The 22,009-nt window shown below is 35.0% G+C and carries 19 protein-coding genes and 1 CRISPR repeat array; of the genes, 8 read left to right on the forward strand and 11 right to left on the reverse strand.

Annotated elements, in window-relative coordinates; translation table 11 throughout:
- Nucleotides 1–380: 380 nt before the first annotated feature.
- The 6 genes from F896_RS05795 to F896_RS05780 form a co-directional block, all read right to left on the reverse strand.
- Complete coding sequence (locus F896_RS05795; protein ID WP_016164428.1) at nt 381–998, reverse strand: TetR/AcrR family transcriptional regulator; 618 nt, start codon at nt 996–998, stop codon at nt 381–383.
- A 110-nt stretch (nt 999–1,108) separates the two neighbouring features.
- Nucleotides 1,109–2,503, reverse strand: coding sequence for a hypothetical protein (locus F896_RS05790; protein ID WP_016164429.1), 1,395 nt, complete (start codon nt 2,501–2,503; stop codon nt 1,109–1,111).
- Between the two features lie 735 nt (nt 2,504–3,238).
- Nucleotides 3,239–3,568, reverse strand: a complete 330-nt coding sequence (locus tag F896_RS0119985; protein ID WP_016164430.1) for a hypothetical protein — start codon at nt 3,566–3,568, stop codon at nt 3,239–3,241.
- Between the two features lie 135 nt (nt 3,569–3,703).
- Nucleotides 3,704–3,865, reverse strand: coding sequence for a hypothetical protein (locus tag F896_RS21060; protein WP_016164431.1), 162 nt, complete (start codon nt 3,863–3,865; stop codon nt 3,704–3,706).
- A gap of 171 nt (nt 3,866–4,036) precedes the next feature.
- On the reverse strand, nt 4,037–4,501 hold the full coding sequence (locus F896_RS05785; protein ID WP_016164432.1) for a hypothetical protein: 465 nt from the start codon (nt 4,499–4,501) through the stop codon (nt 4,037–4,039).
- A 167-nt stretch (nt 4,502–4,668) separates the two neighbouring features.
- Nucleotides 4,669–4,989 (reverse strand): GrlR family regulatory protein, encoded by a 321-nt coding sequence (locus F896_RS05780; protein WP_016164433.1) that lies wholly within the window; start codon nt 4,987–4,989, stop codon nt 4,669–4,671.
- Nucleotides 4,990–5,232: 243 nt separating this feature from the next.
- Between F896_RS05780 and F896_RS05775 the strand changes: the two genes are divergently transcribed.
- Nucleotides 5,233–5,877, forward strand: a complete 645-nt coding sequence (locus F896_RS05775; RefSeq protein WP_032882297.1) for an SOS response-associated peptidase — start codon at nt 5,233–5,235, stop codon at nt 5,875–5,877.
- Between the two features lie 133 nt (nt 5,878–6,010).
- On the opposite strand, the gene F896_RS05770 is transcribed toward F896_RS05775, so the two are convergent.
- The 3 genes from F896_RS05770 to F896_RS0119990 all read right to left on the reverse strand — a co-directional run bounded on the left by F896_RS05770 (nt 6,011) and on the right by F896_RS0119990 (nt 7,876).
- Complete coding sequence (locus F896_RS05770) at nt 6,011–6,367, reverse strand: hypothetical protein (RefSeq protein ID WP_016164435.1); 357 nt, start codon at nt 6,365–6,367, stop codon at nt 6,011–6,013.
- 517 nt (nt 6,368–6,884) lie between these two features.
- Nucleotides 6,885–7,301 carry a hypothetical protein gene (locus tag F896_RS05765; RefSeq protein ID WP_016164436.1) on the reverse strand — a complete coding sequence of 139 codons (417 nt, stop codon included), beginning with the start codon at nt 7,299–7,301 and terminating at the stop codon, nt 6,885–6,887.
- A 377-nt stretch (nt 7,302–7,678) separates the two neighbouring features.
- A complete protein-coding gene (locus F896_RS0119990; RefSeq protein ID WP_032882298.1) occupies nt 7,679–7,876 on the reverse strand; it encodes a hypothetical protein in 198 nt (65 codons plus the stop codon).
- Between the two features lie 297 nt (nt 7,877–8,173).
- Between F896_RS0119990 and F896_RS21065 the strand changes: the two genes are divergently transcribed.
- Entirely contained in the window at nt 8,174–8,338 is a 165-nt protein-coding gene (locus tag F896_RS21065) for a hypothetical protein (protein ID WP_016164438.1), read from the forward strand.
- Between the two features lie 500 nt (nt 8,339–8,838).
- Here the strand turns inward: F896_RS21065 and F896_RS05755 are convergent, their stop codons facing one another.
- Both F896_RS05755 and cas3f read right to left on the reverse strand, forming a co-directional pair.
- The gene (locus F896_RS05755) at nt 8,839–9,681 is read right to left on the reverse strand and encodes a hypothetical protein (protein WP_050576730.1); all 843 of its coding nucleotides are present in this window, start codon (nt 9,679–9,681) and stop codon (nt 8,839–8,841) included.
- 457 nt (nt 9,682–10,138) lie between these two features.
- Nucleotides 10,139–13,378: a type I-F CRISPR-associated helicase Cas3f gene (gene cas3f, locus F896_RS05750; RefSeq protein WP_016164440.1), complete on the reverse strand. Its 3,240-nt coding sequence runs from the start codon at nt 13,376–13,378 to the stop codon at nt 10,139–10,141.
- Nucleotides 13,379–13,837: 459 nt separating this feature from the next.
- Here cas3f and F896_RS20505 point away from each other — a divergent pair, with 459 nt between their 5' ends.
- The 6 genes from F896_RS20505 (at nt 13,838) to cas1f (ending at nt 18,980) form a co-directional block, all read left to right on the forward strand.
- Nucleotides 13,838–14,155 (forward strand): phage antirepressor KilAC domain-containing protein, encoded by a 318-nt coding sequence (locus F896_RS20505; RefSeq protein ID WP_081402384.1) that lies wholly within the window; start codon nt 13,838–13,840, stop codon nt 14,153–14,155.
- A 110-nt stretch (nt 14,156–14,265) separates the two neighbouring features.
- Nucleotides 14,266–15,432 carry a hypothetical protein gene (locus F896_RS05745; RefSeq protein ID WP_016164442.1) on the forward strand — a complete coding sequence of 389 codons (1,167 nt, stop codon included), beginning with the start codon at nt 14,266–14,268 and terminating at the stop codon, nt 15,430–15,432.
- On the forward strand, nt 15,429–16,313 hold the full coding sequence (gene csy2, locus F896_RS05740) for a type I-F CRISPR-associated protein Csy2 (RefSeq protein ID WP_016164443.1): 885 nt from the start codon (nt 15,429–15,431) through the stop codon (nt 16,311–16,313). Before F896_RS05745 ends, csy2 begins: the two co-directional genes overlap by 4 nt.
- A gap of 29 nt (nt 16,314–16,342) precedes the next feature.
- Complete coding sequence (csy3, locus tag F896_RS05735; RefSeq protein WP_016164444.1) at nt 16,343–17,404, forward strand: type I-F CRISPR-associated protein Csy3; 1,062 nt, start codon at nt 16,343–16,345, stop codon at nt 17,402–17,404.
- 2 nt (nt 17,405–17,406) lie between these two features.
- Nucleotides 17,407–18,015 carry a type I-F CRISPR-associated endoribonuclease Cas6/Csy4 gene (locus F896_RS05730; protein ID WP_016164445.1) on the forward strand — a complete coding sequence of 203 codons (609 nt, stop codon included), beginning with the start codon at nt 17,407–17,409 and terminating at the stop codon, nt 18,013–18,015.
- Between the two features lie 11 nt (nt 18,016–18,026).
- On the forward strand, nt 18,027–18,980 hold the full coding sequence (cas1f, locus tag F896_RS05725; protein ID WP_016164446.1) for a type I-F CRISPR-associated endonuclease Cas1f: 954 nt from the start codon (nt 18,027–18,029) through the stop codon (nt 18,978–18,980).
- Between the two features lie 97 nt (nt 18,981–19,077).
- A CRISPR array of direct repeats spans nt 19,078–21,985; the repeat unit is 28 nt; unit sequence GTTTGTCATCGTATAGATGATTTAGAAA.
- Nucleotides 21,986–22,009: the final 24 nt, after the last annotated feature.

Genomic DNA, 22,009 nt, shown 5'->3' on the forward strand with positions numbered 1-22,009 from the left:
ATATAGTTGAAATATTAAATTTATAAGAGTAAATTAATGAGGCTTATATTACTTCTAAACATGATTATGGTTTATTTACTTATAGAGTATTACCAACACTTTTAAAAACTTCTACTTAAACTAAATATCCATATTTAAACCAGCACCCATTGCAGTAATTCTTTATTATACCTAGATTTTTGGGTTTGTTGATGCTTCTGTTTGTGTAAAACTCCTCAAAAATATTCACTCTTTCTTTAACCAAAACTGAACTTAGGATAGTTCTGTTAAACCTTGAAATTCAATGTCTTCTAAGAATATAAAGCTATTTACAAGAAACTGCAAAGTTTTTCCTCCCTGTATAAATTTCATAAAGTTATATTGATTGATGAATATATACATCACTTATAAATATCATTAGTTTTAAAAGCAATACCACCTTCAATATAGTCTTTTAGGTATTTACCCAAGATTCGATGATCTTTTATTGTGGTAGGCCAGAACTGTTCAAGGCCAATATCGCTAATCACGTTTAAAACGATATTAAAAGTAAATAGAACTTTTAAGGAAAGAACATCAGGATCAGCATCAGGAAGTGCAAGCTGTAATAACGCTACAGCTTTCTTTGAAATGGGAACTAAAGTCTTGGCGACAATGGCACGTCCTTCATCTCCAGCACTGACCGTTTTAGAAAAAAATTTAATATAATGAATTCCATTTTCCTGCAAGAGTATTTGCACCATAGGCTTTGTTAAAGCATCCACCACATCAGAAATTTTTATATCATTAGGCGGGATCTCATTCAGCAATTTCAAACTTTCCGTCATGTAAGGTTGCATAACATGATCAAGAGCAGCTTCAACTAAGCCCCATTTGGACTTAAAGTGATAATAAAGGGCTGACTTATTTGCGACCCCTGCAATTTCATTGATCTTTTGCACAGACATTGTTTCAACATTGTTTTGTGAAAAAAGAACAATCGCTGCCTCAATTAATTTTTCTTTAGTTTGTTTGCTCATTAAATCCTTCAATACAATAGTTCAAATAAATCTGGAAATTACTCTGGCAATCCAAAAAATAAACCAATCTTTTTAAGGGATTGGTTTATTGTTCTATCCTTGGCTATGCCTTAAGAACAGCCTTTTGTTTCAAAAGCTTCTTTAGAAGTATATTTTATATCTGGCAGATAATCACCCATCACAGTCTTCTCTTCACCTGGCACTTTTACATTCTGAACAGCATGGGTAAATTCAGAACTTGGTAATAAATTCCGCATGATAAACAAACCAAAGTCAGCATGTCCAAATGCCTTTCCATCTTCTGCTGTATAGCCTGTTCCTCGTGGATTTAACTCAAGGAAATATACACCACATTCTTCACGAGCGTTGGCTGGACGATCTTCTGGTAAAGAAGCAACAATCGTATAGAAACCATCTTTATCAATTTTTTGGATATTCTCATCATACAGACAATAATTGGTTGCTGTACTAATTACCTCATTGGTACAGATTGACCAATACCGAATATCTGTTTTTTGCACAAACTGTTCATTATTAAATGTTTTTTCGGTAGTTGGTATTTTACCCCGAAGTTCAACCACTTTACCTAATCTTCTACTGGTTGCCGCATAAACATATTCGTTATCAGGAGTTGCCCAATAACCGAGTTTAGGTGTTACCGTTAACCCCTCACACTTATCTATTGGAGTCTTTGTAATCGGATCGAATTTATAAATACATTTGAAGCTATCTAGGGCACTAAATGCCTTATACCATTTGGGCTCCTGTTGGGCTGGAAAACCTGTATATCGGTTCTGGTTAAATGCAGCTACAGTGTTTGCTAATGGCATTGTGGCGATACGATCAATAGGACCTTTTTTCACTTGTAATACATTACAAACATCATTCCCTTTTTTCACGTCACCATTTGCAAGTTGAACTTTAAATCTGGGAAAACTGACATTTCCCTTTTGATTCATATTTTTATTTGGCACATAGACACGATATAAAATTGCCACTTTATTATTAGCTGTTTTAGGTGCATATAGTGTGTTTGTTGCAGGATTAGCAGGCAAGTCTGCCAACTGTAGTTGTGCTGAATAGGCACGGTCTTTACCTAAACGGTTATTTCCTACCAAAAATGGATTGGTTGAACCCTGATTCGGAACAATCGCTCGATCCAGTAATGAATTCACACGTTCACCTTGTGCAGTATAGCTGACCAAGGAAAAGTGCCGTGAATATGGATAATCACCATCAATCATTACCTTTGCGCCTTCAGGAACGATAAACTCTGATGACCAGTAAGTTACATTAGAATCGGGAAAGGCATAATTTAGTGGGTCTTCACCACTATGAGTTTTACTAGTGACTGAATCCTGCCACATACAATCGGTTAATTCAGTCTCTGGATGAGTGGGTACACTAACCCTGTTCGAATCGTCACTATCATTACACGCACTTAAACCTACTGAACCGAGAACTGTTAGCAATATTCCAATTCTTAATTTATTTGATCTTTCCATTAGATATCTTCCTTTTTCGATCAGTGATCACACACTGTGTTCCAGCATTATGTTTCTCGACCTCAAACTTTCCTGTTCAGGTCTAATCCATATAGATTAAATAATAATCCATATGGATTAAATTGCAAGCATATTTAAAAAATAAAGACTCTTAAAATATGACGTTTAGCTTATAAACATTAATTTAAGCTCTGAACCAACTGCTACAACCCTTTATGGATATTCTGAGCATGGGCAGGTCATGAGTCTGCTCTATTCGAGTCGCATTTGAATAGAACACTTCAATACTATCTAACCCCTCATGCCCTTCCCACCTCAAAACTGGCATTGTCATAGTTGCGCTGTGCGACATAGTCCAAAGCCTATTGTTAAAATCCTGCTGCCTTGCTTTATTCATCGACTATTTGGTAGATGATGAAAGGTTATGCAAAATAGATGCATAGCGATAAAAATAAAATAGGCCTTAAAACTAAAAAAAGAAGTATTAAGAAGATGTATAAGGAGGAACACCATGTGCACTAATTACGATTCACTCCTAAGACAAAAATCTTTTCGAATCATTTGTTTTTATTCATTTTATCGGAATCAATAAATCTTATATCTAAACTTTTGCATTTTGCATGGCATGTTTAGCTTAACATACCACTTATCGCCCTTTGGATTTCCAATAATAATTGCTTCAACTTCAAAAGCATCATTTTTAGATAGGTTCTTTGTTTTTATAAAATTGCAGAATTATTTGGCACTATCAGTATTCAAATAACCGACTCTCATTGCATCTATGTAGACACCTACTTCACCTGTTTCTTCTTGAGCAACTAGGGCATCTTTCTTAACTTTAATGAATTTTTCACTATCAATTCCAACAACTGTTTTTAGATCATTTTGATGAAGCAAAACAATAATTTCATGCTCATACTCTTCATCTTTTTCATAAAAAATCTTCCCTACAATATTTAATGTAAAATTAGAGAACTCTTGGACTCTGTTCCTATTTCTTATATTTTCTCCGAATACAATATATAGGATCCAAATCACTATTATTGCAAATACCCAAATCATCATTATTTACTCTTATAAATCGCATTACTCACTAAAAAACAGGAAATTGATTATAGATAATTTATCACGTCAAATAGAGAGCTAATTTAAGCTCTCTATAAATAGGTATAACCCTATACAATCTTAAAATAATAATGATTATTTATGCTGCTCATTACTCTCTTTAGGTTGTTTTGTGTCGGGTTGTTGAGAGCCAGGCTGTTCAGGTGGATTTTTTTTTGGCTCAGACTGCTGTTGCTGCCCAGGTGATGGATTTTTCTGATTAGCCTGTTGTTTTGAATTATCTTGATTCTGAGACATTAGTGTCTCTCCTATATAATGAAGTGTAGATAACTATCTAACACACAACCACCATAGGCCTTTAACAGAATTATAGATATAACTTAAATACACTTACTTGTAAGCAAAAATATATAACCACTCTAACAACTTAATAAACATAAGCATTCTTTGGTATAAAAATTATTAAATTTAAATAAAATTTCTATATCTTTTATAATTATCACAAAATTCTCTAGAATTAAAACCAGAAAGTATTTCAGCTTTATTTCTATCACTACGCTCTTTAGAAAATTTACTTAGATATTCCAGATAACCACACTCAGATGGAACATTTAATTTAATAGCAGGTGGAGTTTTCTTCCCTCCTATTGTTATTTTTTCAATAAACACAGCTAACCAAAGAATAAATTCATACTTATTCTCACAATTTGGTATCAGACTGATGTCAAGACTTAAAAAATTAATCTTAGCTTCATTCTTAAATCCTTGTCTAAAATAAATATAATTAAATTTTAGTTGAATATTTGTTCCAACCATTTCTTTCTTTAATTCTTTTATTAGAAAATTCAACCAATTATTTGATTTAGATGACAGTATATTTCTACTATATAAGGAACTGTATAGCTTTTCCGCTACTTCTAGATAACTTTCCATTTTTACTCTACTTTATGTTTTCTTGACAACAAAAGAACATGTTGTCTATTTTATTGATTTATACTTATCATGCAAAAGCACAAATAGACTCTAAGTATATGATTTTTTAAAATTTAAATTAAAAAATTTCTATTTAAAATATAAATTACAGCAGATTAATATCTTATTTATTCAATTCTCCCAATTAATTTTGCTTGCACAAGCAAAGGAACTGGTTGTAAATTTTCTACATTTCCATGCAAAATATAACCTTGATCATCTTCTTGAAAACTTAGATTAATTTTTAATGATCCGAAATTCCCAAAAATAGAATGGACATTTACATTGTGTTTATTTAGAATCAAAACCAATCTATTTTCTTCAATTACTCCATTATATGAATAGATTGTATCTCCTCCATTAACCAAACTATCATCAACTACGAGAATCCCACTCCCAAAGTCTTTATCTTGGCTTTTAAATGTAAGCAAATAAATTCCGTCTTTCATAATTATCTCAATAATAGACAACTAAACATACAGTTACCACTACATTAATCCTATCTCTAAGAAATGTATTCACTTTGAGAATATTAAATGTAAAACTATATATTTAAAATCCATGTTAATACTTTAATAAGCTATAACCCCATGATACCAATAAATATTATAGAATTTTAAACACTATTTCCATGTATACAATTAAACCCGGCTATATTAAATATCACTCACTTTATATAAATGGTGATTCACATGTGTTCAAATTACGAACCAATTTCAAAAAATCGTGCGCATCTTCTCGATCTTTATGAACCTACTTTCGATTACAATTCAGATATTTATCCAAGTTATAATGCACCAATTTTGATTTCTGCATACGATAATATTGAATGGCACTCTGCCCGCTTTGGTCTGATACCCTTTTGGACTGAGGATTTGGAAAGAGTTCAAAATACATTTAATGCTCGATGTGAGACCATTGCTACTAAACCCAGCTTTAAGAATGCTTGGAAGAATAATCAATTCTGTTTAATACCGGTTGAAACTATATTTGAACCCAAATATATAGACGGCAAAGCTATATGGTATGGAATTTATCGACAAGACAGAATGCCTTTTACAGTCGCTGGACTCTATGAGCAATCAAATATTAACGGTAAACTAATCATCTCTATGACGATGCTTACCATCAATGCCGATTCACACCCTTTCATGCAGCAATTTCATGCTCCTGAAAATGAAAAAAGATCTGTTGTTGTTATTCCGCGAGATAGACGAAACAATTGGCTGAGATGCGACAATGAGGAAGCAACTCAATTTTTGCATGAATTCTCCCCAGATGATTACACTGCAGCACCAAAATTCGATATGCATAAATTCCGACCAAACACGCATTAAGCAGCGCCAAGTTGCAACTTGTTCATATTTATCCATGATATTTTAACAAATGGTTGAAATGAAGTTATTAAAAAGCCCGTAATTACTCATTAAGCATAAGGTGTTCTGTAACGTCTTTGAGGATTTTCTTTAATTAGTAAGATTTAACTTCAGCAAAATATGAAAAACCTAATTTAGATCTATAAACCTTTACTTTCATACCTGTCTGAAGTTTCAGCTCTACCACTTCCATTTGTTTAGTATCTTCATTTTTTTCCTCTTGAGTAGGAATAAATATATTTAAATATTTTTCACTATTAGTTATTTTCAATTTCAACCCAAAATCGGTTGTAAAACTTGCATCATCACAATTTGAGAAATATCCATTAGATTCAATTTCAACTATTCCACCATCAAATTCTGACATATAAGATGGCTGGACTTCTGAATCCACAGTAATTCTAATTTCAGTTCTAGTTTCAATATCCTTATCTAATTCTTGTAACCACATTGTGAAACTCATAGGCTCACCAGTTTAGGTTGTTTTGTTCAATTCAGTTGAACAACTAGACTAACATACTACATCCCAAGACGCCCTAGCTTAACCTTTTACAGATTCATATCTCATACATCTACAATGAGTATTCGCACATACTCGTTACTGGGGTTCGGTAGTCATTTTTGTGGCATAAAATATTCCTATGTTTAAAGGTAATTTTGCAAATGGTTAAAATGAAGTCGTTAAAAGCCAGTACAGGCATGTTCATGCTGAATGTGTTTTCTTTAAAAATTTAAAACATTTATTTAATTTGCATATATCGCATATTCATATAGTTACAAGCATTAATGAACCTATCGGATTAAATAACGTTTCCATAAGAGTTGTCATTTTCAGGAAATCTTGTAAGAATTAAATTTCACGTTTTCATTTGTTCAACAATTTTTTGTTGTCTCTGCATTTTTTCATAAGATTATAGAAATCCTTATCACTGGCAGGAAATACGGCCTAATTCTTGAATTTTTGATGATTAGAACTTTAAATTTTTATTCCCAAAATGTCGCTGATAAGAATCAATAAGCTCATGCTGAATATAAAATTGGACACCAATCATCCTTGGATCATTTCTGCGTGTACTTAAATTTTTTCCTGCACTTTTCTCAATTTTTTCAAATTTTCTAATTAAAATTAAGTCTTTAGGATTAGCCTTGTATGCGTTAATTGCTTTAGTTAAATCTACATGAGTTAAGTACTTAAAGTCCCCTAGCATATTCTCTACAATAATTAACTCACATCCAGCAATTGTCAAAGGAACACCTTCCAGAGATTGAGGCTCTTTGTATATTTCTTCATAAGTTAGAAGACTTACAAACAAAATTTCAGGGACTTCGTTATATTTCTCTTCATACTCAACTTGAGCATCATAAATCCTATTTAAAATTGTCATGGATTATGTCTTTATGAGTATAGAAACCATATTAAAAAACATCATCCAGATTCTTAAGAACCAACATGAACTCAGTCTTTTCAAGCATTTGATTAAACCATTCAACTGACTGTGATCGGTTCATCTTTTGAAACTGATCATATTCAATATGGTGATTCCTACATAGCGGAATTGTGAAGAAATCACTTGCTTTAGTACTTGACTCTTTTAAAAGGTCGACTTGATTATTTTGTGCTACTTCTACAGATGAATTACCACAAATTACACAAGGCAGTCTCTTTATTTCGCTTAACATCTTTTGTGAGTGCATTTTGATAACCTCCCTTTATGATTCATAAAGCACTAGAAAAAATGACTTCTAACAAAAAAACCAAACATCACCAATTAACCTTCATTTGTCTATGTCGCTTATAAAGACCGAGAATTTGTTTTCTTGCTTTAATTTCATTTCCACTAAATGGCAGAAATAACATAACTTGTTCAATAGTCATTGAATTGTTCTCTATAAGAGATGAATCTTGGTCATTTGACCAATTTGATTCTTGTGCATTTAAACCTTTTTGCTTTCTTTTCATTAGGAGTAATTACTTTACAATATGGTTTTATAAATACCACGTCTAAGTAATTAATTTTTTTAAATATTAGATTTGTGATCTTTATGTACCTGCCCTTGAAATTATAGAGAGCGGATAACAGTTTTTAAATTATAGTAATCAACGCTTAATATTTATTTGATTTTATTTAAGAAACATTTCAGAGATATATTGTTGAGTTCACCTACATATCCCTACAAATACATCTTAAATCCACTGTAGTGTAAGCAAAATAACCACGTACTATGGGTTCTCCATAGCCAAACACAGAAGTTTAAAATGTCTGATTTTAAATATTTTTCTAAGAAAGCGACTAAAGACAACGAAGCGGCACATCAAGTTCAAGCGAATGAACACACTCAGGTAAATACTCCTACCACTCCTAAACCTGAAGACTCTCCGAAACCACAGGATTCAAAAGAACCTGAGACAAAAAATAAATAATTTCTTATTATGAGTGCCTAAGCAACTGATTTAAGGTGCTGTTATTATAGAGAATAGATTAGTGCACTGATTTATTTTCCTACTCCTTAATTTTATCCCTTTGATTGGTTTAGTTGTTCTAGAAATTGCAATTATCCATTAACTAAAGAAGATATAAAAAGTCTCTCAGATCTGAGAGACTTTTTTAATTAATGTCTCTAATATTTAGAATTGTATAAATTATTATAAGAATAATGGACTAAGATTTATAAAACCCTAAAAATCATATGACTTTTAGGGTTTTCCTTAACAATTTAGATCATTTTTCATGTAAATACTTTTCAATTCGTTCAGATACATACTTTCGATAAGCCAAATCCAGCTAAAATAATGCTTCAACTCAATGACCGAATATTTAAAAGATACCGAGGCACCGCAGTAACTCAGAATCTTTTAAATATTGCTAAAGAATCAAAAAAAATATAAACCAATATAGTCAATGCTGTACGAAAAATAAGGGCTTATTGGTCCCCTCTCACCCGAGTACTTTTATTTTCATGCTCGATCCATTCATCCCGTCTAAAGACACTTTCTATACGAACGCCTTCATAAACACGTTTTACATTTTCAACGTTATCAGCGTTCTTATCAATATTCTCAAGATCATCTTGGTGTAGCTCAATACCACGATTAAAAACCTCATCTAGCGTTCTGATCAACAGATCAAACTCCCCACCATTTTGCTGCTCTACTCTGCTCACTTGATTTTTATAGGGACTATCTTTCAATGAGATGACACTTTCTGCTCTTTGATAGCAACAATACAACCGAAGTGAAAGTTTTCGTGCTGCCAAATAATCAAGTAGAAACTCTCGCTTTATCTCAATCAAGAGATGATCGCCATTTTTATCCAATATCTCTCGCGCAACGACAACAAAATTTTCTTCAGGCCTTACCCAATTATTTCCGTCTTTGATCAGCCCAAGTGCAACAATAAGATCAGGGTTCAATATCCACTTCCGTCCACCAAGCACTGGTTGAGGATAGTCAAACACCAGATGTACTCCCGCAACCTCGTTACCATTTATTTCAAAGTTTTCGATGCAAGAATAATGGCCATCTTTATCTTTTGAGGATAGGAAATCATGACTACCACCTACCTCTCTCCAGGTTAATTGATCTGCAACAGCTCGTTTTCCTGAAAAAAAAGCAATCGAACCACATGAGAAAAAATCTGAGCGATAACCCGCGGCTTCAATATCCCCACTTTCATCAAATTTAGATGCTTTTAGAGGAATCCAAGTCGCAGTATTCATAGTTGTAGAAATTTCTTTACTTTGAAGCATCCAATCTAGAGTCATCATTCTTTTTCACACAACACATTGGCTAATAACAGCGGTAAGTATAGATGCTATCACTCAAAGAATATTAAGATGCAATAGATATCATTTCAGTTGTCAAAATTAACAAAAAAAAGCTTATACAAACCAGTTAGAGCATTGTTATATTGAAGTCAAAGCTAGTCGTTATAAAAATAAATGATAGTCCTAGGATTCAATTACCCGATCGAAGGATTTCGGGCAATATTCGGTGGAGGTGGCGTCAGTTGAATACGGTTGATAAAATATTGTTTTTATTTTATTGAAAAGCTTAAATTTACCCAATCTTGACCCATTACTTTTTGTACATTTCTTAATAGTCTATGAATTCTGAATTCAATAATATTAGGAAAAACATATGTAAACTCTAAAATTTTAATATTAAATATTTTTACAAGTTAAATAAGGTATATCCACAGATAAGCTTAGATAAAATTTATATTTAACTTTTTTGCATCACACCAAAGCCATAATCATAAGACCACGTAGGTACTTCATCTCTATTGTAAGGTGTTAAAGATATGCGGCAGCCTTGCTCATTGGCAATATGATACTTATCACAGTAATCTTGCATGTGTTGTGGATCGAGAGCTAACCATGCTTGAGGTTTAGCAGGAATTTCTTCGAATACCACTTGATCCCATACCAAACCATATTTTGGATATTTTAAAGTCTTGGTTGCTTTCTCATCAAAACCATACACCTGCTTTTTAACGACTAAGCTTTCAGCCCATTCAAACCTATAGGTTTCTTGGTAATTGCGTTCACGTAATGGCGTTAAATTATAGATATTCTCAGTCATAATACTGGCATCTACATCACCCCGAGAAAATAATTGCTCCCCTTGATCATTAAAATAATTTTGGCAAAAACTTTTAATTTGTTGATCATCATATTTTGCAAATAAACAATTGAGCTGATCAAAACGCAATCGAGCATTAATGACTAATTGAGATTGATTATCCCACGGTAAAAGCTCGCTTAAATCTTGGGATGAATAAGTAGATGTTATCGATGACACATATCCTTCATAACCCGGATAGACAAATACAGATCTGCGTTGTTTAGTTTGTTGCTTATTTTTTTCAATGTCTCGTTGTTCACAATAACGATAATTCCACTGTGGAATCATGATATTGGCATACTGTATTTTTTCTAATCGATGACGATTGACTCGACCTGCTGTTTGTACAATGGATTGTACACTTGATGCATCAATAATCGCCCAATCAAAATCATGATCTCGCCCGACTTCTTCCACTGGTGTTGCAATCACAATAAATAGATTATTTAGAGAATTAGATTTCTGAATGTGATCAATCATTTCATCATCTTGCTCAATCTGCTCATTACCCGTTTTTCTTTTTTTACCGTCTTTATGACGTGTTAAAAGCTGATCTAAACGTTGTTCTTTATAAAACCTTGAAATAAGCCAGTCATTTGCATGATAGCAAGCAATATTTGCCTCAGGTAAGTGATCTGACAAAAATTGGGCAAGTCGAATTGCATGTTTAATATTGGCAACCCGTATTAGCCCCAAAGAAATTTTCTTTTCAGTCTTTTTAAAATGCCAGGCATGCACTTGATGAAGTTGCTTTACTCCCTCCAATACCGACTGTTTCCACGATAAAACTGTCGTTTCACGTAATGAAAGCAACTGAGCCAGTCGATGAGTAGGCTTAGAGAGCAAGTGAGCTTGTAAATTATCTAAATACTTTTGATAGTTTGTATTAAATTCTGATTTTTGATTTGACTGCTCTAACCACACTTGGGGTTTAAGCTCATTATCAATAATCGCAATGCTTGATTTTTTCTCGGTACCATAAAGAGCAGCTCGCATCTGCATACCAGACTCAAAGGCTCGATGAATTGTTTTGGCAACGGTCAGTGATAAGGTTGCAGATGAACAAATTACGTTCCGACCATACAAAGCAGTGAGCTGAACTAAACGCAACACCGCAATGAGTGCTTTAGGTTCATAGCCATCCACCTCATCTAAAATCAAGTCACTGCTAATTATTCTGAGTAATGCCTTAACGTGATGTCCTTGTCGATGAGGTTCACCCGCTGCAATCAGATAATCAATGGTTGACACCAATAATGGTGAAGCAAGAATGGTTGTTTCCTTTTGATCTAAAACTTTACGTCCATTTTTTTCAACCGTAAACAATGGATGTAACCATTCAGGTAATTCACAGTCCTCGCCCCAAGCATCAAACATAGGCTCAGGATGATTTTCATCTTCATCAACAAACTCAATTTTCTCTTTACTTTGATCGAATAAAGTCTGAGTAACAGTATCACCAATAATCACGGCGATTTCATCTTCCGATAGATTCATAGATGTTTTAAGTGCATGCCCAGTCTGCAAAGTTAGAGAACGCAAATTAAGCGCAATCGCTAGTCTTGGGTCATCTGGTCGTAAAGTACAAGCAGCGCGCAAATTCATACGGGTTTTACCGCTTCCTGTCCCTGCAATATTAAATACCAGTGCCGGTGTTTCAGGGTGCTTCTGTATATTCTTTTGCAATGCATTTGCTGCGATATTTTGCCATTGGAAACGTGGATGAGTTGTTGGCTGGCAAATGTACTCAACTGTTTGTTCAGATAGACCAGATAAACTCAAATCAGTCATCATTTGAACTGCGATGCGTGAAGCCCGATCTCCGACTTGGTGTAAATGCCATTCTAGTGGTTGATCTTGTAATTTGGCTTTCTTGTCTGGGTCTATAGTTTTAAGCTTGGTATTGGCAAATAACGATATATTTTCAGGCTTTTGCAAAGAATATTGCTGGGCCGAGACAATATGATCGGCATGAATCAGAGCTGCTCGTGAATGTAGTGCTAAGGCTTTCCAATATAAAAGCGGGTCTGTTTTTTGTTTTGATATTAATGCAGTTAAACGCTGCATACGTTTTTGATGACTTTTAAAAATAGAGTCTGGTAATTCACCGGCACAGCTCATTTGTTCATGACTTGGAACTAATTTACGGACATGATTTTCATAGTGAGGTAAGGCCAATGGATCATTTTTTAAAGCTTCTTCCACGCCTAATAAGCCATGATGTGTCACAATCAAATAATCGACTGCTTCTAATTCGTTTTGGATTCCCTGTTCAATTTCTTGTCGTTCACCTAAAGTAAATTTATCTAAACCTTTACCTAAATTGTTCCAGGCAAGTTGCCAGTCCCACCCATTTTTTCTGAGTTGTTGCAATAATTTTAGAGACAGCCATTCATGTCGAATATCATCTCTAATTTTTTGCCCTGCCATTTCTGGACTTAATTTGTTTTGAAAATGTTGTGAGGCCTTACCAATATCATGCATGTCCCCTGCTGCACCTGCCAACAAGCTACTAGCTTTGACCCATTCATCTAGCATCAATAACTTTTGTTGTTTTTTGGTCGATGCAACTAGATATGCACCGTCATGGGCAAATTTATGTTTTGCGCCCACAACCCATACCAGCTTCATTCTTCGTACACCAAAATTAATATAGGCGGCTACCGCAGTCTGTCGAGTGGCGACTTTTTTGAGTGCGCTGCGAATTTCTTTTAAACCATCCATGGTCATGGGTGCTTGCCAAGATGAATGTCCTGTACGAATCGCATAGCTATCCAAGATCGCTCGAGTTTTCTTTAAAGCACGCTTCTCACATGCCGAATTAATGATCACATGCATAGTTTATTGTTAAGATGTCTGTTTAGTAAAATATAGTGGTTTGTTTTAAAAAGAGAAAGTTTTGATAAAAAGATATAGCCTTATAGCGACATCTCATGTCGTTTTGAAAGTATATTTTAGCTTATCTGTACTTAACAAATAGTTGCAAGTAGTTGTAGTCGTTTCTGTATAATCTTTTTTGTTGACTACTGTATAAGTAGTTGAGAAAGAGACTAGATTCTTGTTTAAGAACTATCTCATTGACCATCGCTTTAGATGGATTACTTTTTGTTACATCTAAAATCTCAATGAATAACAACAATATAAATGTAAATACAAAAATAACGCCCGAGACTAGATTATTGTTGGATTGATATAAAAATTTAACTAGTCATAATGAATTATGAACTGAGCAGCACAAAGCATCTCAACTCTTTTGTGCTGCTCTTCAAGTTAACTCGTATCAAAAGGAGCTTACTCATGAGTAATCTTATCACAGAACATATAAATCCATTGTCAAATCAAGAAAAATCATCACCTGATTTTTCACTGAGTATGTCAGCAAAACTTCTAAAGTTATCTCCTAAAGTATTTACTGAACTTTTATACAGGAATAAATTTATTTTTAAACGAAGTAAGCAAACTGCATGGGAGTCATATCAAAATATTGTAGATAGAGAAATCTTGTGCCATCGGGTAATAAATATAAAGCACTCTACATGCATAGTAGTTCCACATTTACAAGTTAGAGTCACTTTAAAAGGTCTAACATATTTTAAGAATAGATTTTGCTCTTAAATCTACGAAGATATTATTGCGACATTTGATGTCGCAATAATACTCAATATTTATCTAATTTCTCAAATAATGTGTTAAAAATTGGCTGGATAACAAAAACGGGGAAGATAATGCCTGAACCACAAACTGATATTTTTATAAATGCCTTAGAAGAATCAGTGCACTTTAGTTTAAAAACGATTAATTCCAATATTGAGAAAGGCGGGATTCGTTTAAGTAAGCAACAAGCACTTGATTTACCTTATCTTAGTGCTCGAACTTTATTAAACGAAGACTTTCTGATTCCCACTGACTATCAAGCAAATGCAGGTAAAACGGCCTCTATTTTTAAAGTCGTAAAAGCGGCCATGATTAATGATGAGATCAGTTCAGAAGACGCAGAATTTCAACAACAAGTGGAACAGCTCAAGCCATCCATTTCATCTGTTTTTAATGAGCCGTATCAAGCAGGTACAGAAAACATTGATATACGTATGCGCCAGCTTTTAATTCCCAAAAATGGTGAATATGTTTCAGTGAGTCCACTTACTGCTGCCGGTGTAAATTATCTTGTGAACCAGGAAGTTGATACTGTAAATGAATTACGCAAAGCAAAAGACAGTGAGTTTAACCGCATTCAAACTGCTATTTTTGGTATAGGCGGAGCCAATCCACAAAATGTCGGAAGCCTAGTGCGTTCAATGCAACGCCCTATTACAGTGGATGCCCCTCAAGCAAGTGAAAAAGTACGCCAAGCATTAGCAATTTTCTATAACGGATTCACCATAAGGCTATCCCGCAAGATAAAACTTCTTCATGGAACTAAACGAGCAAAAGAAGCGATTAAAGAGTGGTCAGAAATTTTAAATCGCCACCTTATTATCACCGCGACCAATACCATTCAAAATTGGCATGACCTCGAGATTTTCGCTCCTTCGACCAATCGAGATGTACGAGATCAGGAAGTTATTTTCCTGAATATCCTTGCTAAAGATGTATTAAGACAGGCGACTTTTCAAAAAAATATTTTAGAAGAGGCTGAATCAATTTTACCAAGTATGGAAGAAATTGAGCGTCCTTCATTCTGGGTTCATCCGAGTCTTTCATTTGTTTTACAAGGTTTGATTGATCCCGAGCTAAGAGATGATCACTGGAGAATTAAATTCTCAGATTATTTAGCTAGAAAAATCACCAATGAAACCTTTGATATCGAAATCAATAATGAAACTATAACGATTAGCCTAGATAGCAATGCTGAAGGTTATATCGCCCGTCGTTTACGGGAGATTATTCGATGAGTCGTTATGTCGTTATTCCTCGTATGCGAGTACAAAATGCAAATATGCAAAGTAATGGCCTGTTATTAGGCGGTGTACCTGTATTTGCAGCCAACATGTTTGCACATCATTTGGCAAGACAATTAGGCACTCAAGAACAAGGCATTATTTATATTCATCATGACCAACAGCGTTTAGGTGGGCAAGCCTATGGCCGCTTTACGCCTGCTCAACGTCGTGGTGCCGTGTTTATTGGTAAAAAGGACTATTCTTCTAAAAATAAATATGCATTGTCTTTACAACCAACTGCATCTTGTCATTTAGAGTTTAGCCTTGTGATTAAATTTTCTAGCTCTCGAATTAGTCCAGAAAAACTAACAAACATACTGAAACGTAGCCGTTTTGCTGGCGGACAAATTATCGATTTTTTAGATATTACCACCCATGCTGAAAATGAATTAGAAACTGCCTTAAAGAAAATCAAAACTGGGTTCGCCATTTTAGATCGACAAGATTTGCTTGTTGAATATCAGCAACGTCGACAGATAAATCGTGTTCAGGCCTTTACCCAACTGTTGGCATTAAAAGCAGATGCGCTTAGAGCTTTCTTTAATGACCCAAATTTAAGTTGGATATCGGCAACTAATTTGGGGTACGCCCTGCTTGAGCCACTCACAGACCAACGAGCTGGTATTCGCCAAGCACAAGATCAGGAAACGACAGCACATGCCTATGCAGAACCGCTTACCGGCATTGTTCAGTATTTTTCTTTAGGTGAGATTCTAAGGAAAAATACTGAGGCTGAGGATGACACTTGGCATAACTTGCAAAAATTATTGTGGATCTATCACTGGCCGCAAGACGACATTTTTCGTTTAAAACAAAATTGCATTAATGCATAAATCATTTTTGAACATAAGGAATTTTTTACATGACAATTTTTAAGAAATTACCAGGTAGCCTTTCTTTACAACGCGGCACAGTACTGAGTGATGGGGCGTTTTTTAACTTATTTGAAGATGGCAAACAAGAACCATTACATGTGATGTATCATGGTATCCGAGGGACTCAAAATGTCGCAGGTAATAAAGAAAAAGGTGCTGCAACAGGTAATTCTCTGGCTCGCGAAGTCACCAATATTCAGTTGACCGAATCTGCAAAATTACAACCTAAAGCCAAACTTTTAGTGAAATGGGACTTCCGTTTTATTGATTTAAGCTATGTGCTGTTTGCAAGTGCTTCTAAAGCGGGTGCTGACAAAAGCGAAGAATATAATTTCCGCCAAGCTTTCTTAAATTTTGTAAATCGCGCCAAAGAAAGCGATGGACTTAAAGAAGTTGTACGTCGTTATGTACGTAATATCGTGAATGGTCGTTGGTTATGGCGTAATCGTATTGTCGCTGAAAGCATTACCATTCAAGTGACTGCTCAGGACCACCATGAAACATTTAGCTTTGATGCACTTTCTTATAACCTTAAGAGTTTTGATCAACCATCTGAACAAGAACAAAAACTAGCAGACACTTTGTTAAAAGGAATTACAGGTGAATCAACAAGTGCTGCCTTGCATATTGAAGCGATTGTTGACTTCGGAATGGGTGGTGTAGAAGTTTTCCCATCTCAGAATTACTTGGAAGATAAACCAAAAGGTTTCTCTCGATCTTTATATCAATTAACACCAAAAAAACCAGACCACAAAGCCAATGACAACCAATATCTAGGTCAAGCTGCATTACGGGACCAAAAAATCGGAAATGCGCTAAGAACAATTGATACCTGGTATCCACAGTTTAAAGAAAACGATGAAAAGCCAATTGCAGTAGAGCCTAATGGGGCAAATCTAGAAGGACAGATTTTCTATCGTGTGAGTAAAGACAAAGTTTCTGCATTCGATATTTTAAAAGAAATTGATGAGCTTGACCCTAATAGCGAAAAAGGCATGTTCCTGATTGCATGTTTAATTCGTGGTGGCGTGTACTCTGAGGGTGAATAATCATGGATGCCAATTATTATCTGGATATCCGTGTTCTTGAGTCATCAGATGATACGGATTTAAAACTTGGCCATATTCGTAATCAAATTTACACCGTCATTCATGGTGCATTTCGAAAACTACCTGCGCATTACGCGCTTGCGTTGGAGATATCCGATAAATTGAAAGCGAAGCAGGAACAGTTTGAGAAAAAAAATGGTCGTTCAGCTAAACCTAACTTTGATATTTTGCGAATTTTTGCAGAAAAACAGGAGGAGTTAGATGGGTTAATCGAGGCAATTAAAGGACACTGGAAAATTCGCGACTATACCTTTTTAGGTGTCGCAATTGCTGTTCCTGCTGCCAAAATTTCTGGTTGGAAAAGTTATCGAAAGTTTCGTATTCCAACTCAGAAAGCTGAACGCACAAAGCTTTCTCATCAAAATGAACCTTTAAGAGATAGACGCTTAAAAACTGCCAAAGAAATGCCCTTCTTTCAGGTGGTCAGCAGTACAGGTCATGGTTTTACAGTGATTATTGATGTGCAGGACAGCGAAAATGCGGGATACGGCTTACCAGACAGTTATGGCCTTGCCCGTAAGGAAAGCCCCTTTGCTCTTCCAGTCTTTTAAGGAAATATAATATGAGTCAACTCCGTCAAGAACGCAGCCGCCCACTTATGCTTTCAAAGCGTGCCTGCGTATTTTATCTCGAAAGAGTTCGTGTCGTTTTAAAAGATGATCGAATTGTTTACTTGACGGAGAACTCACAACCTGTGGAATATTTTTATAATATTCCCGAGAAAAACACAGCCTTTTTACTCCTTGGCAAAGGCAGTTCTTTAACAGATGCAGCTGCTCGGCGTTTAGCAGAATCCAATGTCATGGTTGGATTTTGCGGTTCTGGAGGTTCCCCTTTATTTTCATCATTAGACTTAACATTTTTAGCGCCACAAAGTGAATATCGACCTACTGAATATATGCAAATCTGGATGAAAGCATGGCTAGAAGATGACGCGCGCTTACTCATGGCAAAAATATTATTACTCGAACGTATTGCCCTCGTATCACAGGCTTGGAAAAAGAATTTTGATTTGATTCAATCTGGTATTTATATTGATGAGAACGCTTTAAACACATTTAAACAAGATATTGATCGTTCCGAAAATCAACAGGAATTACTTGCTGCCGAAGGACGTTGGGCCAAAGCATTATATAAACAACTTGCTAAAGGTTTTGGCCTTGAGTTTACGCGTGATGAAGGTAAAAACTCTCACGATACTATTGTTGATATCGCCAACAGTTATCTCGATCATGGAAACTATATTGCCTATGGCTATGCAGCAGTGGCTTTAAATGGCATGGGAATTAGCTTTGCCCTCCCTATTCTGCATGGTAAAACACGTCGTGGAGGTCTAGTCTTTGATCTCGCCGATCTGGTTAAAGATGCTTTTGTGATGCCAATCGCTTTTACATGTGCCGCAAAAGGATTAAATCAAAAAGAATTCCGGATGCAACTTATTGAAACCTGCCAAGATCAAGATCTTTTGGATTACATGTTTAGCTTCATTACTGATATATGCAGTAAAATTAAATAAAATCATATGATTAAAACTTATACCTCATAACGAAGTATTTTCACTCATTAAAAACTTATATAATTGATTTTAAGAGTTTTGTATTAACTTAACTCTAGTTTGTCATCGTATAGATGATTTAGAAATGTCAAATCTTTGAGCAACGGTAAATATGAACGTTTGTCATCGTATAGATGATTTAGAAATAACAATACGAATTGTCCTGATGGCTATTATCGTTTGTCATCGTATAGATGATTTAGAAATTAATTAGATTGTGCGTTGTGGTATGCAGTACGTTTGTCATCGTATAGATGATTTAGAAAAAAAGTGCACGTAATCGATCAGACTCTAAACGGTTTGTCATCGTATAGATGATTTAGAAAAGCAACATGGTCAAAAATAGCTTATTCTTTTCGTTTGTCATCGTATAGATGATTTAGAAATTTTGGATGGTCTCTTTGTCCATGACCAAAAGGTTTGTCATCGTATAGATGATTTAGAAAAAGCACGTGCACGGCGTGGCCGCAAAGGTGCTGTTTGTCATCGTATAGATGATTTAGAAAAACATCAACACATCGTTAAGGGTGCACTATACGTTTGTCATCGTATAGATGATTTAGAAATTTCTCGCTATGAGAAGTATATCAATGACCCTGTTTGTCATCGTATAGATGATTTAGAAAGCAGTGGGGACAAACCTTTAACGCCTGTTCCAGTTTGTCATCGTATAGATGATTTAGAAATCTATATTTGCAGCCAAAGCTCGACGTAAAAAGTTTGTCATCGTATAGATGATTTAGAAATTTGAACGACAGATAGAAATCTTTCATGTGATGTTTGTCATCGTATAGATGATTTAGAAAAGTACCAAGGATGAAAGCCTCGTCATACGTAAGTTTGTCATCGTATAGATGATTTAGAAATTTACCTTCTCTCGACTGGAGAGAAACCCCTCGTTTGTCATCGTATAGATGATTTAGAAATAAAAAAATCAAACATGTCGGTTAGGCGTTGAGTTTGTCATCGTATAGATGATTTAGAAATTCTTGATCATCGTTATGTAAAAACCATTCCAGTTTGTCATCGTATAGATGATTTAGAAAAGCACGCTAGTGTAATTAAACTTGTTAGAACAGTTTGTCATCGTATAGATGATTTAGAAAAATAGGTCAGGGTGCTTAATTGCTGTATGGATGTTTGTCATCGTATAGATGATTTAGAAAAGACCGAGGTGGAGGAGCTGAAGCTAGATTACGTTTGTCATCGTATAGATGATTTAGAAACTTACCATTCCATCCGAATCGAGCAACTTTCTGTTTGTCATCGTATAGATGATTTAGAAAAAGCAGGTACCAGATGATTATATTCCACAGATGTTTGTCATCGTATAGATGATTTAGAAAATCTATCTGAATATTGGAGCAAGCTAGCTAATGTTTGTCATCGTATAGATGATTTAGAAACTTCTCTAATTGAGCAATTAAGGGCTGATGCAGTTTGTCATCGTATAGATGATTTAGAAATACACCCGTTCCAATTGCTGCACCTCGCCCTAGTTTGTCATCGTATAGATGATTTAGAAACGGTTCAAATTCACCCAGCCCTTCGATCCTGTGTTTGTCATCGTATAGATGATTTAGAAATTTGATGTTAACTGGTTAATCCCGCCACCTACGTTTGTCATCGTATAGATGATTTAGAAAAATAGAGCCGATTCTGCGCAGTAGACCTATCAGTTTGTCATCGTATAGATGATTTAGAAATACAAGTTGGTGACAAAGGTCAAGCTTATGTTGTTTGTCATCGTATAGATGATTTAGAAATTAGAGATAAGTACACATGCCAGTGTTGTGGTGTTTGTCATCGTATAGATGATTTAGAAACGACCGTGACTCTATGAGCGTTAGAATATCACGTTTGTCATCGTATAGATGATTTAGAAATTATCGGGATTTACATAGATAACATCGCCCTGGTTTGTCATCGTATAGATGATTTAGAAAACACGAGAGCGCTTTGTTTTAGAACGCTTGACGTTTGTCATCGTATAGATGATTTAGAAATTAGCCTCAGCATGACCCTTATTCTCTAGAAAGTTTGTCATCGTATAGATGATTTAGAAAAAACGATTAACTGGTGTTCTACATATGGCTTTGTTTGTCATCGTATAGATGATTTAGAAAAATACCAGCCGCACTATCGAACAAGGTTATTCGTTTGTCATCGTATAGATGATTTAGAAATGGTACTTAGCAGCAGCGAATGCATCAACAGAGTTTGTCATCGTATAGATGATTTAGAAATTACCTCAGTCATGGCTCGCTCAACCCAAAGCGTTTGTCATCGTATAGATGATTTAGAAATGTTGAACGTACAGTTACTGGAAATCTAAGTAGTTTGTCATCGTATAGATGATTTAGAAATATCGAGTCCAATTGAGTTTATGGCACTTCCAGTTTGTCATCGTATAGATGATTTAGAAAGTTCCTGAACGCATTTCCACTCATGCATTAGAGTTTGTCATCGTATAGATGATTTAGAAAATCAATGCCGACAACAGGGGTGATGCCACCACGTTTGTCATCGTATAGATGATTTAGAAATAACTGTGACATTGAAAAGCTTGAACGTATGTGTTTGTCATCGTATAGATGATTTAGAAAACATCGTGAACAAGGCCCAAGGCGGTTCGGATGTTTGTCATCGTATAGATGATTTAGAAATCAATCGTGTAGTAGCCAATTTGCACACCGTCGTTTGTCATCGTATAGATGATTTAGAAAAATTGCATAAATAGCAAAGATGTGAATATAGCGTTTGTCATCGTATAGATGATTTAGAAATCAAGTTCAACCTTGTTGGAGTGAGATACTTCGTTTGTCATCGTATAGATGATTTAGAAAAATCAATCTAGTCTTAACACTGTCACCGATATGTTTGTCATCGTATAGATGATTTAGAAAACAACCTTGAGGCGGACGTTTACAGTATGTTGGTTTGTCATCGTATAGATGATTTAGAAAGCCAGTAGCTTGCTTAGAATTGTC

Source organism: Acinetobacter genomosp. 15BJ, assembly GCF_000400715.1.
In the GTDB taxonomy this organism is placed as follows: Bacteria; Pseudomonadota; Gammaproteobacteria; order Pseudomonadales; family Moraxellaceae; genus Acinetobacter.

What these genes read in the sequence shown, in the direction of transcription:
- F896_RS05795 (WP_016164428.1), bottom strand. Translation starts at nt 998, where the DNA reads ATGAGCAAACAAACTAAAGAAAAATTAATTGAGGCAGCGATTGTTCTT.
- F896_RS05790 (WP_016164429.1), bottom strand. Translation starts at nt 2,503, where the DNA reads ATGGAAAGATCAAATAAATTAAGAATTGGAATATTGCTAACAGTTCTC.
- F896_RS0119985 (WP_016164430.1), bottom strand. Translation starts at nt 3,568, where the DNA reads ATGATGATTTGGGTATTTGCAATAATAGTGATTTGGATCCTATATATT.
- F896_RS21060 (WP_016164431.1), bottom strand. Translation starts at nt 3,865, where the DNA reads ATGTCTCAGAATCAAGATAATTCAAAACAACAGGCTAATCAGAAAAAT.
- F896_RS05785 (WP_016164432.1), bottom strand. Translation starts at nt 4,501, where the DNA reads ATGGAAAGTTATCTAGAAGTAGCGGAAAAGCTATACAGTTCCTTATAT.
- F896_RS05780 (WP_016164433.1), bottom strand. Translation starts at nt 4,989, where the DNA reads ATGAAAGACGGAATTTATTTGCTTACATTTAAAAGCCAAGATAAAGAC.
- F896_RS05775 (WP_032882297.1), top strand. Translation starts at nt 5,233, where the DNA reads ATGTGTTCAAATTACGAACCAATTTCAAAAAATCGTGCGCATCTTCTC.
- F896_RS05770 (WP_016164435.1), bottom strand. Translation starts at nt 6,367, where the DNA reads ATGTGGTTACAAGAATTAGATAAGGATATTGAAACTAGAACTGAAATT.
- F896_RS05765 (WP_016164436.1), bottom strand. Translation starts at nt 7,301, where the DNA reads ATGACAATTTTAAATAGGATTTATGATGCTCAAGTTGAGTATGAAGAG.
- F896_RS0119990 (WP_032882298.1), bottom strand. Translation starts at nt 7,876, where the DNA reads ATGAAAAGAAAGCAAAAAGGTTTAAATGCACAAGAATCAAATTGGTCA.
- F896_RS21065 (WP_016164438.1), top strand. Translation starts at nt 8,174, where the DNA reads ATGTCTGATTTTAAATATTTTTCTAAGAAAGCGACTAAAGACAACGAA.
- F896_RS05755 (WP_050576730.1), bottom strand. Translation starts at nt 9,681, where the DNA reads ATGATGACTCTAGATTGGATGCTTCAAAGTAAAGAAATTTCTACAACT.
- cas3f (WP_016164440.1), bottom strand. Translation starts at nt 13,378, where the DNA reads ATGCATGTGATCATTAATTCGGCATGTGAGAAGCGTGCTTTAAAGAAA.
- F896_RS20505 (WP_081402384.1), top strand. Translation starts at nt 13,838, where the DNA reads ATGAGTAATCTTATCACAGAACATATAAATCCATTGTCAAATCAAGAA.
- F896_RS05745 (WP_016164442.1), top strand. Translation starts at nt 14,266, where the DNA reads ATGCCTGAACCACAAACTGATATTTTTATAAATGCCTTAGAAGAATCA.
- csy2 (WP_016164443.1), top strand. Translation starts at nt 15,429, where the DNA reads ATGAGTCGTTATGTCGTTATTCCTCGTATGCGAGTACAAAATGCAAAT.
- csy3 (WP_016164444.1), top strand. Translation starts at nt 16,343, where the DNA reads ATGACAATTTTTAAGAAATTACCAGGTAGCCTTTCTTTACAACGCGGC.
- F896_RS05730 (WP_016164445.1), top strand. Translation starts at nt 17,407, where the DNA reads ATGGATGCCAATTATTATCTGGATATCCGTGTTCTTGAGTCATCAGAT.
- cas1f (WP_016164446.1), top strand. Translation starts at nt 18,027, where the DNA reads ATGAGTCAACTCCGTCAAGAACGCAGCCGCCCACTTATGCTTTCAAAG.